The 13,061-nt window shown below is 67.1% G+C and carries 19 protein-coding genes and 1 pseudogene; 17 read left to right on the forward strand and 3 right to left on the reverse strand.

Annotation, left to right across the window (positions count from 1 at the left end; all coding sequences use genetic code 11):
* The first annotated feature begins 2 nt into the window (after positions 1-2).
* Genes VFH59_RS07815 through VFH59_RS07850 form a run of 8 tightly spaced genes read left to right on the forward strand, consistent with a single transcriptional unit; the run spans position 3 to position 6,990 of the window.
* Positions 3-362 carry a hypothetical protein gene (locus VFH59_RS07815; RefSeq protein ID WP_325164323.1) on the forward strand — a complete coding sequence of 120 codons (360 nt, stop codon included), beginning with the start codon at positions 3-5 and terminating at the stop codon, positions 360-362.
* Entirely contained in the window at positions 359-832 is a 474-nt protein-coding gene (locus VFH59_RS07820; protein ID WP_325164324.1) for a DUF1833 family protein, read from the forward strand. Before VFH59_RS07815 ends, VFH59_RS07820 begins: the two co-directional genes overlap by 4 nt.
* A complete protein-coding gene (locus tag VFH59_RS07825) occupies positions 829-1,233 on the forward strand; it encodes an NlpC/P60 family protein (RefSeq protein WP_325164325.1) in 405 nt (134 codons plus the stop codon). The genes VFH59_RS07820 and VFH59_RS07825 overlap by 4 nt, the downstream gene beginning before the upstream one ends.
* The gene (locus tag VFH59_RS07830) at positions 1,226-3,646 is read left to right on the forward strand and encodes a host specificity factor TipJ family phage tail protein (RefSeq protein WP_325164326.1); all 2,421 of its coding nucleotides are present in this window, start codon (positions 1,226-1,228) and stop codon (positions 3,644-3,646) included. Before VFH59_RS07825 ends, VFH59_RS07830 begins: the two co-directional genes overlap by 8 nt.
* Positions 3,646-6,012, forward strand: a complete 2,367-nt coding sequence (locus VFH59_RS07835) for a hypothetical protein (RefSeq protein WP_325164327.1) — start codon at positions 3,646-3,648, stop codon at positions 6,010-6,012. Before VFH59_RS07830 ends, VFH59_RS07835 begins: the two co-directional genes overlap by 1 nt.
* An 8-nt stretch (positions 6,013-6,020) precedes the next feature.
* The gene (locus VFH59_RS07840) at positions 6,021-6,536 is read left to right on the forward strand and encodes a hypothetical protein (protein ID WP_325164328.1); all 516 of its coding nucleotides are present in this window, start codon (positions 6,021-6,023) and stop codon (positions 6,534-6,536) included.
* Between the two features lie 8 nt (positions 6,537-6,544).
* The gene (locus tag VFH59_RS07845; protein ID WP_325164329.1) at positions 6,545-6,850 is read left to right on the forward strand and encodes a hypothetical protein; all 306 of its coding nucleotides are present in this window, start codon (positions 6,545-6,547) and stop codon (positions 6,848-6,850) included.
* The gene (locus VFH59_RS07850; RefSeq protein ID WP_325164330.1) at positions 6,847-6,990 is read left to right on the forward strand and encodes a hypothetical protein; all 144 of its coding nucleotides are present in this window, start codon (positions 6,847-6,849) and stop codon (positions 6,988-6,990) included. The genes VFH59_RS07845 and VFH59_RS07850 overlap by 4 nt, the downstream gene beginning before the upstream one ends.
* Positions 6,991-7,311: 321 nt before the next feature.
* On the opposite strand, the gene VFH59_RS07855 is transcribed toward VFH59_RS07850, so the two are convergent.
* Positions 7,312-7,548 (reverse strand): hypothetical protein, encoded by a 237-nt coding sequence (locus VFH59_RS07855; protein ID WP_325164331.1) that lies wholly within the window; start codon positions 7,546-7,548, stop codon positions 7,312-7,314.
* A 235-nt stretch (positions 7,549-7,783) separates the two neighbouring features.
* Here VFH59_RS07855 and VFH59_RS07860 point away from each other — a divergent pair, with 235 nt between their 5' ends.
* The 6 genes from VFH59_RS07860 (at position 7,784) to VFH59_RS07885 (ending at position 10,523) form a co-directional block, all read left to right on the forward strand.
* The gene (locus tag VFH59_RS07860) at positions 7,784-8,416 is read left to right on the forward strand and encodes a glycoside hydrolase family 108 protein (RefSeq protein WP_325164332.1); all 633 of its coding nucleotides are present in this window, start codon (positions 7,784-7,786) and stop codon (positions 8,414-8,416) included.
* The gene (locus VFH59_RS07865) at positions 8,413-8,808 is read left to right on the forward strand and encodes a hypothetical protein (protein ID WP_325164333.1); all 396 of its coding nucleotides are present in this window, start codon (positions 8,413-8,415) and stop codon (positions 8,806-8,808) included. The genes VFH59_RS07860 and VFH59_RS07865 overlap by 4 nt, the downstream gene beginning before the upstream one ends.
* Positions 8,805-9,104 carry a hypothetical protein gene (locus VFH59_RS07870; RefSeq protein ID WP_325164334.1) on the forward strand — a complete coding sequence of 100 codons (300 nt, stop codon included), beginning with the start codon at positions 8,805-8,807 and terminating at the stop codon, positions 9,102-9,104. Before VFH59_RS07865 ends, VFH59_RS07870 begins: the two co-directional genes overlap by 4 nt.
* A complete protein-coding gene (locus VFH59_RS07875; protein ID WP_325164335.1) occupies positions 9,101-9,511 on the forward strand; it encodes a hypothetical protein in 411 nt (136 codons plus the stop codon). The genes VFH59_RS07870 and VFH59_RS07875 overlap by 4 nt, the downstream gene beginning before the upstream one ends.
* 306 nt (positions 9,512-9,817) lie before the next feature.
* Positions 9,818-10,015, forward strand: coding sequence for a hypothetical protein (locus tag VFH59_RS07880; protein WP_325164336.1), 198 nt, complete (start codon positions 9,818-9,820; stop codon positions 10,013-10,015).
* A gap of 4 nt (positions 10,016-10,019) precedes the next feature.
* Positions 10,020-10,523 (forward strand): type II toxin-antitoxin system YhaV family toxin, encoded by a 504-nt coding sequence (locus VFH59_RS07885; RefSeq protein WP_325164337.1) that lies wholly within the window; start codon positions 10,020-10,022, stop codon positions 10,521-10,523.
* Positions 10,524-10,571: 48 nt separating this feature from the next.
* On the opposite strand, the gene VFH59_RS07890 is transcribed toward VFH59_RS07885, so the two are convergent.
* Positions 10,572-10,970 (reverse strand): BPTD_2524 family lipoprotein, encoded by a 399-nt coding sequence (locus VFH59_RS07890; RefSeq protein WP_325164338.1) that lies wholly within the window; start codon positions 10,968-10,970, stop codon positions 10,572-10,574.
* A gap of 28 nt (positions 10,971-10,998) precedes the next feature.
* Positions 10,999-11,418, reverse strand: a complete 420-nt coding sequence (locus VFH59_RS07895; RefSeq protein ID WP_325164339.1) for a helix-turn-helix domain-containing protein — start codon at positions 11,416-11,418, stop codon at positions 10,999-11,001.
* A gap of 292 nt (positions 11,419-11,710) precedes the next feature.
* On the opposite strand from VFH59_RS07895, the gene VFH59_RS07900 reads away from it, so the two are divergent.
* The 3 genes and pseudogenes from VFH59_RS07900 to VFH59_RS07910 all read left to right on the forward strand — a co-directional run.
* Entirely contained in the window at positions 11,711-12,478 is a 768-nt protein-coding gene (locus VFH59_RS07900) for a recombinase family protein (protein WP_325164340.1), read from the forward strand.
* Positions 12,471-12,728, forward strand: coding sequence for a hypothetical protein (locus VFH59_RS07905; protein WP_325164341.1), 258 nt, complete (start codon positions 12,471-12,473; stop codon positions 12,726-12,728). The genes VFH59_RS07900 and VFH59_RS07905 overlap by 8 nt, the downstream gene beginning before the upstream one ends.
* Positions 12,721-13,061 (forward strand): annotated as a pseudogene (locus tag VFH59_RS07910) (hypothetical protein); the annotation flags it as partial. The gene VFH59_RS07905 and the pseudogene VFH59_RS07910, both read left to right, overlap by 8 nt.

Raw genomic sequence — 13,061 nt, forward strand, 5'->3', positions numbered from 1 at the left:
CCATGCCGAACGCAACCTGGCCCGCATCGCTTCCACCCCCGCAGGCCAACAGCGGCGCTGCGTACCAGCCGGCAAGCAACGTGGTGCGCAGCAATATGGACGCGGGCGTGGCCAAGGTCCGCCGTCGCTTCACCGCTGTGGTCACGCCCTTCAACTGCTCGTTGAAGCTGACGCAGGCGCAGTACGAGACGCTGATCGACTTCTACGAGAACACGCTGCAGGACGCGCTGCCGTTCGACTGGACCGACTTCCGCACTGGCCAGGCGGCCAGCTACCGGTTCATCCAGCGACCGTCCGGCGCCTTCCTTGATCGCTCCATCAACCGCTGGAAGGTCAGCCTGCAACTGGAGCGCCTGCCATGAACCCGGTAAGCATCGATGCCATGCGGGCGATGTTCGCCCAGGAGACCGGCGAGGTGTTCTTGGTCTGCCTGACCATCACCCATCCGGACATCCCCACGCAGCGGCTGGTGAACAACAGCGAGCCGGTGGTGCGCAGCGCGGGCACCTACAACCCTTGCCCCATGCAACTGCGCCTGCCTGACCAGCGCGAGGACCAGCTGCCGCAGGTCGACATTGTCGTGGACAACGTCGACCGCGAAGTGCTGCGCCTGCTGCGCACCATCAGCGGCGTGCCGCAGGTGACCATGGAGGTCATCCTGGCCAGCAGCCCGGATACCGTCGAGGCCGGGCCGTTCAATTTCTCGCTGAAGAACGCCACCTATGACGTGCTGGTTATCAACGCCACGCTGGGTTTCGAGGACGACATCCTGAACCAGCAGGTGCCGGCGATGTGCTACACGCCCACCAACTCGCCGGGGCTGTTCCTGTGAGCGCGGCCCCACCCTGGGTGGCGCCCTACGTGGGCATCCCCTACATGGACAAGGGCAGGGCGCGTACCGGCGCCGATTGCTGGGGCCTGGTGCGCATGGTGCAGCGCGATGTGTTTCACGTGGACCTTCCGGACTACGGCGATGCCTATCGCGACGGCGAGGACTGGGAACGTATCGGCCAGGCCGTGGCCGCGGGGCTTGCTGCCGGCTGGCGGCAGGTCGCTCGTCCGGCCACCGGTGACCTGGTGATTCTGCGCATTGCCGAGCGTCCGTGGCACTGCGGCGTTGCGGTATCCGGCAGCCGCTTCCTGCACGCCCTGTCGGGGTACGCCTCCGTCGTGGAACGGTTCGACTGCCCGCGCTGGAGCAACCGCATCGAGGGGTTCTACCGCCATGGCTGACGGCAGCACTGCCCTGGTCGGCGTCGTCGCGCGACCGCACCCGCTACAGCGGGACACCTACTACGCCGAGGCCAAGGCCGGGCAGACGATCGCACAGATCCTGGGCGATGGCGCCGCCGACAACCTGCGTGTCGAGCTCGGCGGGGAGGAGGTTCCCCGGTCGCTCTGGCCCTGCCTGCGGCCGAAGGCCGGGCAACGCCTGCACGTGACGGCCTACCCGAAGGGCAGTAACAACAAGCTCCTGAAGGTCGTCGTGGTGATCGTGGCAATCGTCTATGCCTACTGGACCGGCGACTTTGCCACTGCGCTGAAGATCCTCGCCTACGGCTTCACGGTGGTTAACCTGCTCGTTCCACCGCCGATGCCCAAGGCGCCCGGGGCGAACGGTGACGCGTTCGACCCGTTGAGCGCCCTGACCGGCACGCAGAACCGGGCGACGATTTACTCTCCGGTGCCGCTGGTGCTGGGCACCGTGCGGTTCTATCCGACCCACGCGGCGCTGCCGTACACCGAAATCTGCGGTGACGAGCAGTTCCTGCGCATGCTGCTGGACCTCGGCCCCGGCACCCTCGATGTCTCCGACATCAAGATCGGCGAGACGCCCATCGCGAACTACGACGGCGTGGATTGGGAAGTGAGCACCACCCCCACGTTGTTCACCCACGACGTGTACGAGCTGCAGGTGGGGACCAACCTCAACAGCGATGCGGCCTCGGACACGCGCACCAGCCAGACGGGTGCCAACGAACTGTCGATCGACCTGCAGTTCCCCTCTGGCCTGTTCGGGGTGGACAGCAAGGGGCGCGACGTGACCGGCTATGTGTCGGTCTCGATCCTCTACCGCAAGGTCGGCGACAGCGCCTGGAGCAGTGCAGCCGCGGCGAATGGCCTGGTGCCATCGTCCTCCACCATCGCCAGCGACGGCACCAACTTCACCGTGACCGGCTCCGCGCGCCGCACGCTGCGCGTGGGTCTGCGCTGGAAGGTGCCTGCCGCCGGGCAGTACGAGGTGCTCGTGCGGCGCGTCTCCACCAGCTGGAGCGCGACGACCGTCAGCGACTACTCGGACATGACCTGGACCGTGCTGCGCTCGATCAGCCCATCCAGCGCGAGCACCACCGGCACCAACAAGCTGGCCCTGCGCATCCGTGCCACCGACCAGCTCAACAGCGTGGTGAGCACGGTGAGTGTGGTGGCCAGCCAGCGCATCCCCGTCTACGACCACGTCAACGAGGTGTGGGTCGATGATGTCGCCACCTCCAACAACGCGTGGATCTACCACTGGCTGCTGACTTCGGCGCCGGAGCAGGCGGTCGCGCGGCGCGTGAGCGCCGACCGCATGGACCTCGACGCCATCATCGCCTGGGCGCAGGACTGCGACGCCATGGGGTACGGCTACAACCAGGTGGAGCAGGGCGGCCGGTCGCTGTTCGACCTGGCCCAGGACGTGCTGGCGGGAGGGCGCGCCACCTTCGGCATGCGCAACGGCCGCTACAGCTGCGTGCGGGACATTGCGCAGTCCACGCCGGTGCAGATGTTCACGCCCGCCAACAGCTGGGACTTCCGCGGGCAACGGGCGTTCTTCGACCCACCCCACGCCCTGCGCTGCCAGTTCATCAACCCGGAAGCGAACAACCAGGAGGACGAGCTGGTGGTCTACGCCGGCGGCTACGACAAGACCAACGCCACGCGCTTCGAGAAGATGGACCTGCGCATGTGCAGCGATCCGACGCCGGTGTGGCGGCTGGCCACCTATCACCTCGAAGCGTCCGCCCAGCGCCAGAACGTCTACACCTGGATGGCGGACGTGGAATTCCTGGTGTGCGAGCGCGGCGACCTGGTATCGGTCGCGAGCGACGTGGTGGAGTGGGGCGTCTGTAGCGCCCGGGTCAAGAGCATCTCGGGCGACCGCCTGACGGTGACCCTCGCCGGCGTGGTGCCCATGGAGGCGGGCAAGCTGTACGCAATTCAGGTGCGCTCGGACGATGCCGTGCAGGCCGTGGTGAACATCACCACCACCGGCGACGGTGACGTGCAGGACCTTGTGCTGGCCGCCGCGCTGCCGGCCAACGTGCAGATCGGTGACCTGGCCGTGGTGGGTGAGCGCAACCTGGTCACCATGCCGCTGATCGTGCAGCGCATCGAGCCGCAAAACGAACTCACGGCCAAGATCACCGGCGTGGATGCGGCGCCTTCGGTACCGGCCGCCGGCACAGGCACGGCGCCCACCTTCGTCAGTTCCATTACCGGCAAGCCATGGTGCGAGCCGCCCGAGATCCCGGTGGTGAACATCCGCGTGGGCGACAGTGCCCCGGATGATGCCGGGGTGATCTACCCACAGCCGGGCTTTGGCGGGACGCCCTCATCCGGCATCTATCGCGTGCCGCTCAACGGCCGCGCGGCGCGACGCTGATGGCCAAGTCCGTTGCTACCCAAATCGAAGTGCGCTGGCGCGAGCAGGGAACCGAGGCCTGGAGTGACAGCCGCCTCTTTCCGGCCATGCGCGAGATCCTGGTCGACGGGCTGGACCGGGAGAAAACCTACGAGTTCGAGTGGCGCGGTATCTCCGAGTGCGGCGCCAAGAGCGACTGGGGCAGCACCCTGCACCAGGTGGCGGCCGCGCAGATCCCGCCCACGGTCGTACTCATCACCGCGACCTCGCTGGCCGATGGGGTCCACCTGAGCTGGTCCACCGGCACCTTCCAAGCCGCGGGCGTCGAGTACTCGATCGAACGCAGCAGCTCGCCCACCACCGGGTTCAACGAGCGCGCGCGCATCCGCGCCACCGCCTTCACGGATCCGGAGACGAGCGGCGCGCTGTTCTACTACCGCGTGCGCACCGTGGCTTTCGGCGACGTGTTCGGCGGCTACAGCGACGTGGTGAGCAGCCAGGGAAAGATTGTCCAGAACGGCGCCGACAACAGCCAGGACACCGTGGGTCCGGTGGTGATCAACCCACGGTTCGCCGCCGGCGATACGGGCTGGAGCAACAAGGGGGTGGGCTGGGCTATCACCGGCGGCAAGGGCGTGCGCACGGGCAACACCGGCACGCCCACCGCCACCATGTACAACGACAGCCTGCGCCCGGTGGTCATGGGGCAGCAGGTCATGGCGCAGTGCCTGATTCAGGCCTCGAGCGCGAACGGTAGCTGCGCCTGCGCGTTGCAATGGTTCGACGCAAGCCTGAACCCTCTGCCGCCGAGCCTGGGCTATGCGGTCACCGGCTCCACGGGCAACACCCTGTCGAAGGTGGTTGCCTCCGCGCCTTCCGGTGCCGCCTACGTGGCAGCGGCGGCCGTGGCCACCAACCACACGACAGGGACCTACAGCACCGACTACTTCAGCATGACGCTGTTCCCGAGCTCGCTCGATGAAGTGCCTGATGGTGCTGACCGCTATGGTGCGATCCACGACCCGGCACAGCAGACGGGCATGTACGCGCCGTCGCAGAACGCCATCGCCAACCCGTGTTTCGCGCTCGCATACTCGACCTCGGGGTTCCTCGGGTGGGCTATCTCCGGGTCCGGGTGGTCGTCAGGAAGTACAGGCCTGTACGGGCCAGTTTACTTCCCAACCTTCCTCGAAAATGTCTGCTCAGCGACTTCGGCCTATACGGCGATCGCGAGCAGCGACTTCATCCGAGCTAGCGCCAGCGAACAGTACTCGGTGCAGATCGCCTATGCGATCGACCGCCAGTTCGCGACGGGCGATGCCTCGGCGGATATTGAGTGGTACGACGCTTCGAAGAACCTTATTTCCCGCTCGGCACGCATTTTCAGAGGCAGTTCGACCGCTGGCGTCGTGGTCGGAAAGCTGGAGAACTTGGCCCCACCGGCGGGAACGACGTACGCGAAGGTCCGCATCTTTGTTGAAAATGTGACCCGTGATGCCAGTGGAGGCGCGGTGTACCTTCGCGCCTCACGCGTGAAGTTTGAGCGGGGGGCGGTGTGTACGCCATACCTGGACGACCAGACGACTTACGGCAACCGGCTTGTCATCCCGGATAGTGGGGTAAAGCTCGGCAATCAGCTAAACGCCCCTAACAGCCTCACGCTCAACTTCGGCGCTGTGCGCTCTACGACTGCGCTTAGCGCTTCGTCAAGCGGTGCCGTTTCGATCAACGCTTTTTACTACTACATGGGCGCGGCGGCCCCGCACTACAACGCAGTCGCCAACGCCGTGACCGGCCTTACACCTGGGAGCACCTACTACATCTACTGCCATGACCCGGGGCCTACAGGCGGCACGCAGACGTGGCTGGCGACCCAGAACATCAACACGCTGCTGCAGACCTACGACGACATCGTGGTTGCGGGACAGGTCACGGTCCCAACTAGCGGAACGAGCAGCGGCGGCGGCTCTGGCGATTGCGTCTGCGACCACATGTTCGTGGCCGAGGGCCTGCGCGCCGGTGACGCTCGCGAAGGCGACGTGTTCGACTGCCTCGACCTGCCGCGCCTTGGCCTGCACAAGTTCCAGCGCGTGCTGCACTCGGTCGAGCGGCGCGTGGTCGAGTGCGTGCGGCTCACCACGGACGCCGGCGCGGTCTGGGAGGGCAGCGCCAGCACGCCGTTCGACCTCCCGGACGGGAGCCTGGAATGGGCGCCGCACATGAAGGGCCGGCAGGTCGTGACGGATCGCGGCATCGAGACGGTGACGGAGGTCGAGCGCATTGGCCCGCAGCCCGTCTCGCATATCCACCTGGGCGGGTGCAGCTACGCGGCGGGCATCGACCCGGCGCACCGCATCTATTCCCACAATCCCATCATGAAGAAGTGAGGCCCAGCATGGTCACGCCCATCGACACCATCCCGAACCGCCCCGCCGGAAAACGCGTGTTCGACTTCCAGATCGAGCAGGGCTATTGCCGCGTCGTGCTCACCCAGAACAGCAACGACGGCATGAACCTGGTGATGAGCGGCTGGGCCTACCTTATCGACGCGGCCGGCGTGCCGGTGCTCGACGACGCCACGGCCGCCCCGATCGCCACGGTGGACACGACGCGCACCATCCACCTGTCCGACGTGCTCGCCGGTACCGCGACCCTGCTCGACGGATGGGCCAAGTACGTGCCGCCGGCCGGCACGGTGATCAACGCCGACAACCTGCCGAGCGGCTGGGCCAGCGGCGCAGGGAAGCCCACGACGGACGGCACCGCTTACGGCCAGGGCTACTACGACACGACGGGCCAGGTGGGCTACGTGTGGCGGCAAGGGGCCATTTCCATCACCGCGCAGACCTACGCGGAAACGCTGGAAGCGCAACTCAACCACGAAACCCTGCTCGCCAACGTCGGGCTCTAGGAAGCGCCATGACCATCAGCTACACCGATTTCCTCGCCAACGTGAACACCGACGACCTGGCCATGCTCACCAGCTTCATCTGCAACGTGGACGTGGAGGCACAGACCGACGCGACGCTCGCCGACACGTTGTTTACCCAGGCCACGCGGCTCGACAGTGCCGGGCTGCTGACCGAAATGCACCGGGTTTACAGCCACGACGCCAACGGCAACCTGTTGCAGTCCTTCCGCGGCGTGGTGACACCGCAGGCCGCCAGCTACGTCGCCCAGTTGGCGCGCGAGCGCGTCGTCCTGTCCCGCGAGCCGCTGCCGTGATCGCCTGGGCCGTTCTGCTGATCAACCTCGCCGGGCTGGTCTACCTCTGGCGCCGGCTCCGCAAGGTGGAGGCCTCCATTCCGCCACCTGACGAGCGCAAGCAGTGGGAGGCGGATGTGCGCAAACTGCTGAGACCGTAGCGCCCGGCTGACCCTCGCTGCCGGCCGGCGCCTACAGCGCCGGCAGTCCTAGGGCGCCACCTTGTCCGCTCTCGTGAGTCAGGGCTTAACCGATGGCCGCCAGGCGCCAGCCGGCAGCGTAAGTCAGGCGCGGACCGATGACCGGGGGCCTCGCTTGTTTGTGAAAGAACCGTGAAGGTATGTGACGCGAATCACGGCAGCCTCGCGAGGTGATCGTTAACCTGCCAACGTCCAACGGCTCCCTCGCCCCCCTAGCCCTGAGCCCTTGGACGTAGTGCCCCCGGCGCCCGGTGCCTTTCCACCGGGCGCCTTTTCGTTTGGTCAAGCCGCCGGCGGCCAGCCTACCCAGCGCAACCGCTCCATCAGCGGCGCCGGCACCGGGTAGCGCTGCCACCGGTACCGGTCCGCCAGCTTGGTGTACTCCTCCCGCAGATCCTCCATGGTGACCTCGGCGCGCGGGGTGGCGATGATGCCGGCGCCCTTGCACGAGGGGCAGAGCGCGCGATCCCCGGGCGCGCAATCGGGGCAGGGCGTGTAAAGCCAGAACTTGCGGTGCATGAAAACGCCGGAGCCGCAGAAGAAGCAGGCCAGGCCCGCCGCGTGGCAATCCCAACCAGGACGCCCGCACGCATCGCAGATCGCGGTGGGCCCCATGAAGTGCAGATTGCGGGGAGGGTGGCGAGGCATGGCGGGACGATAAGCCGCGCGTGTCTCAGGGCCGGCGAATGGCTGCGCCTGCCGCGTTTCGCCCCCAGTATGGAGGCGCAACACTCGCGCCCGCCACGCTGCGGGCATGAGTACCGGCGCCTTCGAGATCAGCTACCAGTTCACGCTCGGCTACGAGCGGGGCTATAGCCATCACCCGAGCGACCCCGGCGGCGCCACGCAGGACGGCATCACTCAGGCCGTGTACGACGACGATCGAGACCTGCGCGGCCTGCCGCGCCGCGACGTGCGCGTGAGCACCGAGGCCGAGCGGCGCTCGATCTACCGCCGCCGCTACTGGACCTTCGCCGGCTGCGACAACCTGCCCGCCGGCGTGGACTACGCGCTGTTCGATTTCGCCGTGAACAGTGGCGTGGGCCGCTCGGTGAAGACCCTGCAGATGATCGTTGGCACGCCCGCCGATGGCGCGTGCGGGCCGCGCACGGTGGCCAGGGTGCAGGGCTTTTGCGCCGACTACGGCCCCACGGCGCTGACCGACGAGCTGTGCCAGGAGCGCATGCGCTTCCTGCGTGGGCTGCGCACGTTCGCCACGTTCGGGGAGGGCTGGAGCCGCCGCGTGATGGGCCGCTGGGATGGCACGCAAAGCGGCGACACCGGGGTGATCGACCGCGCCTACGACCTGGCGCGTGGACGCCTGCCCACCGAGCCGGCCGGGCAGATGCCCACCCCGAAGACCTACCTTGCGAGGACCGCCGCATGACCTACGTTCCGGGGCCGGGCTGGCTCAAGGCGAGCGCCAGCGCCTACGTGGCGGCGCTGGCCACCTGGAGCCAACCGTTCGATTTCGTGGGTGTGCCGGCCCCGGTGGTGTTCATGGCCTTCGCCGGGGCCGCGGCGGGCCTGATCCTGCAGCCGCCCAACGTCACCCGCCTGCGCATGTTCGCCTGGGCACTGGCCTTCACCCTGTTCGGCGCCGTCTGCACCGTGGTGCTCGGTGTGCTGCCGCACATGGGCTGGACGCAGGGGGCCGCGCCGGCGATCGCGGGCCTGCTCTCCCTGTTCGCCAAGGCGCTGGTGCCGGCGGTGCGCGACCGGATTGGCCGCGAGGTGAAGGACCGCGCGGCCCCCACGCCCAGTGGAGACGCCCCATGACCCAGCTGATCAGTGCCGTGGCCGCGTTCGTGGCCTTGGCCACCGGCATGGCCATGCTGCACGACACCACCCCGCGGCCGGCCGACACCTCCCCGCGCGGGTGGTTTCGGCATGTGCTGCGCATGGCGGTGCTGGTGGCGATCACGGCAAGCGCCGGAGTGCTGCTGCTGATCCCCCGCATGCGCGGCACCTCGCTGTACGAGGTGGCCTTCCACTGCGCGCTGGCGGCGTTCATGGCGATACAGGCGCCATGCCCGTGGTGGCGCTACGTGACACAGGGCAGGGCTGCGCCGTGAAGGTGCTGCCATCGCCCTGGCTGCTGCTGGCGCTGGTGCTGTGGACGCTGGCCTCGGTCGGAGGCGGCTACGCCTGGGGGCGACACGCCGAGGGCAATGCGCGCGATGCGCAGGCCTACCGCGCCGACACCCGACAGGCGGATGCCGACGCACAGCGAGATGGACACATCGAGGCCATTGGCGCCACTACCCGGCGCGCCACCAACCAGGCGCGCAACGACACCCAAGGAGCCGGCGATGAAGCTGCTGCGCGCATCCGCACCGTGCTGGTGCCTGGTGACTGCCGTACTGTGCCTGCTGACATCGTGCGCGAGCTGGACACGGCACGCGAGCGCATCAACGCCAAGATCGGAAGCGGTGTGCGACCAGGCCCCGCCCACGCCAGTACCGCCCCAGCCGCGTACTGATCCCGAGCACGCCGCCTGGGTACGGATCCTGCTGGCGCTCTACGAGTTCGAGGTGGACAAGTACAACATCGCCCAGCCCTGCCGGGAGCGGGTGAGGGCGGAGAACGCGAGGGCCTTGCGTTAAAGACGGCGCCTCGACGGCCGATAGCCCACCATCTGGCCTGTTGTATGAACGCCGACCGTGACTTGTTACCTATTTGGTAAATTCTCAGGCCGAAATGAGAATTTCTATAGACGGCAAACAGGTTTGTGCGCGAAGCTTCGCGCCGTCGGCAGGACCAAGGGCTGCCGTGAGGGAAGAAACCCATGTCGCAGAAAGTCGTAAGCCTCGATCGGAAGCGGGCTGAGACACAACCGGAGCGCGATTTCGTCGAGTTGATCGACCGAGACATCGCCCAGCATCCGGAGCGGATTCGCCCGATTCCGCGCACGCTGTTCGAACGGTTCGACAGCATCAAGAACCGCATGCACACCATCCTCGAGGCGGAAGCCAAGGAGATGTAACGCCATGCCAGTCGGAAAGGACTCTGACGCGTTGGTTTCCAACGGTTGGACGCTGTACGGGCACCCCATCTTCATCGACCACCTCGATCAGCTGATGACCGACGTGGAGGCGCTGCTGCGCGATGACCCGGACAACGCGCCCCACCATCGCCTGTGGAAGCTGCTCGAGTGCGTGATGGATTGCATCCTGCGGCGCGTGCCCAGCAACCCTGATCACGCCGATTACCGCTTGGGCGACACACTCGGCCCCGCGAATCGCCATTGGCGGCGGGCCAAGAAGGGCATGCCCCAGCGCTACCGGCTGTTCTTCCAGTACCGGTCGACCGCGCCAAAGAACATCATCTACGCCTGGTTCAATGACGAGGACACCCTGCGCAACGCAGGGGGCAAGCGCGATTGCTATGCCGTGTTCAAGCGACTGGTGGCATCGGGGCGGATCCCGCGCAGCTACGAGAAGCTTGTTGCCGAGGCAGCCGTGCTAGCCGCCGAACTCGGCAAAGGCGCGTAGGCGCCCCTGTCTGGCGCCAGATCGGCGCGGCTGGTCCGCGTTAGTCCCCTACCTGCAGGCGATAGCGCCAGTGCGTACCGCCGATTCGATCGCATCCAAGTCTTTCGCGTTCCAAAGACCGGCGCGTTTGATCGTCGCGATCATTACGTGGGCACCCTTGTCCACAGAGGTAATAGTGGCGCGAGCGACGACAATGCCGCTGCTGTTCGCCACGGTGATCTGGCCTGTCTTAGTGTCGGGGTAGATGTTGCTGTTCACTACGTCGGGCGCGAACCCGACTATGCCGCGCGTGCATTGCTGAAAATAGCTGCTGGCATGATGGTATGCCTGCTCGTAACTCATGCTCTGGACATCAAAGTCGCGACGCTGGCCATTACTGCCATCTGGGCGTACGCCACAGCCCGCAATCAAGGCCACACCCAAAGCGATACAGATCAGCTTGCGCATTGCTCCCCTCCCTGTTTGACCTGGCGCCTCAGGTTAGCAGCGCCACCAGTCCGCGGCGGCGATGAGGATGCAGCAACCGCATCGCAGTGACGACAGCCTGTTCATCCTCGCTAAGGCTCGCCATATACGGTCGGCCTTCGTCGCGCACGCCCGCGTGCGGTGGCGTCATGGAACCGCGGCCTGTGGCGAGCCACTCAAGTGCAACGTCGCAGTCGCGGGCTATCTGGATGAGCCGAGGCAGCTCGGGCATGGCCGATCCAGCAAACCACAGGCGCGCTGTTTCGCGCGAGACCTGGTAGTGGCTCGCGACCTCAGATACACGCCCACGCCCGCGCTTGATCGTTGTGCGATCGAACGCGAGCTGCAAGCGCTCGGCGAATTCCTGATAGGGGCTGGGACGGCTTGGCATGGCACACGGTTCGACACCGCATTCGATTTGCCAAGTCATTTTTGCAGCTTGCCCCTTCCGAATGGCCAATTTTGACTTGTTGACAACGCCAACTTCACGTTGGCATGATGTGCAACATGAACCCAGTGCAACGATTCCAGGATTGCTTCCCCACGATGACCGCGGCCGCTAAGGCAGCCGGGATAACGCGCGAGATGCTTCGTCTGCACCGCAACCGCGGATACGTAACGACGCGAGCCCTGGCGCTCCGCATGGAGTTGGCGTGCGGAAAGGCCGTTAGCGCGGCTCAACTACTCGCCGTGGACCGTCAGCAGGGCAAGCAGGCCGCCGCATGAACCTCCTCGGCTACGTGCGCGTATCCACCGAGGAGCAGGCCCGCGAGGGCCTGAGCCTGGGCCAGCAGATTGAGCGCCTGCGGGCGTATTGCGAGCTGCATGGGCACACGCTTATCGATGTGCACTTCGACGGCGGCGTCAGCGCCAGCGTTCCGCTGGCGAAGCGCCCGGCAGGCAAGCAACTGCTGGCGCGCCTGAAGGCCGGAGAAGGGCGGGGCGTGGTGGTGCTGCGGCTGGACCGGCTGTTCCGCGACGCGCTGGACGGGCTGGCTTTTTTCCGTGGCACGGCCGAGCGCTTGGGCGTGGCGGTGCATAGCGTGACCGAGCTGATCGACAGCAGCACGCCCGCCGGTCGGCTTAGCCTGACGATCCAGTTGGCCGCGGCGCAGTACGAGCGCGACCTTGCCGTACAGCGTGCCACCGAGTGCAACGCATCGCTGCGCGAGCAGGGCAAGGTGTACGGCCATGTGCCCTATGGCTGCGTGGCCGTGGGCGCGGGCGGCGATCGCCGCCTGCTGCGCGACCCCGAAACCTGGTGCCACCGCGAAGCGGCGGTGCGGCTGCTGAAAACGCGCAGCCTGCGCGGCGCCGCCAGCGAGCTGGCCGAGCGCGGCATCCCCAGCCCCACGGGCAAGCCCCGCTGGTCGCCCAACACGTTGCGCGCGCTCCGCACCCACCACGACTCCCTCCGCAAGTTACCGATGGCCCAGCCTGCCACCGGTGATACCGCGACGCCTGACCCGGAGGTTTCACCCCATGCTTGAGCTACAGGAAGGCGCCGCCCCGGCGCGGGCGCGGCACGTGTTCGCCAGCCAGGCGCATGCGGCGGCGCATGAGGTGATCACCCTGCGCGAGCTGCTCGCCCGCGCCCGGCGCAACGGCATCGCCTCGGCCAGCCTGGAGCAGCTGGTGCTCTGCATGATCGCCGAGCGTGGGCGGTTCCTGTCGATCGCCGGCGCCGACGTGGCCAGCGATGTCATCGAGCTGGCCACGGAGGAGCGCCGCCGTGCGTGAGACCCGCGCCCAGGTCATCGCCGAGCACGTGATGCTGGCTATCAGCCGCAGCGCGCTCACCGAGCGCACGTACGCGCAGGCGGTGGCCGACCTCTACCACGAGCGCACCCCGCTGCATGCGCGCACGGTGCCGTTCCAGCAGAGCAAGGATCCGTACGCCGACAGCGAGGCGAACCGGCAGACGGTCAAGCGCATGCTGGACGGCCGCGTGCGCATGGCGGCCGACCTTGAGGAGGCGCTGGTGCTGGCGCTGCCCAAGCCCTACCGCGACCACGCGCTCACCGAGCTGAGCGCGCGCCTCGGGCTGCTGGCGGTGCATTGCCCGCCGAACCT

The organism is Frateuria sp. (assembly GCF_035695185.1).
GTDB lineage: Bacteria > Pseudomonadota > Gammaproteobacteria > Xanthomonadales > Rhodanobacteraceae > Frateuria_A.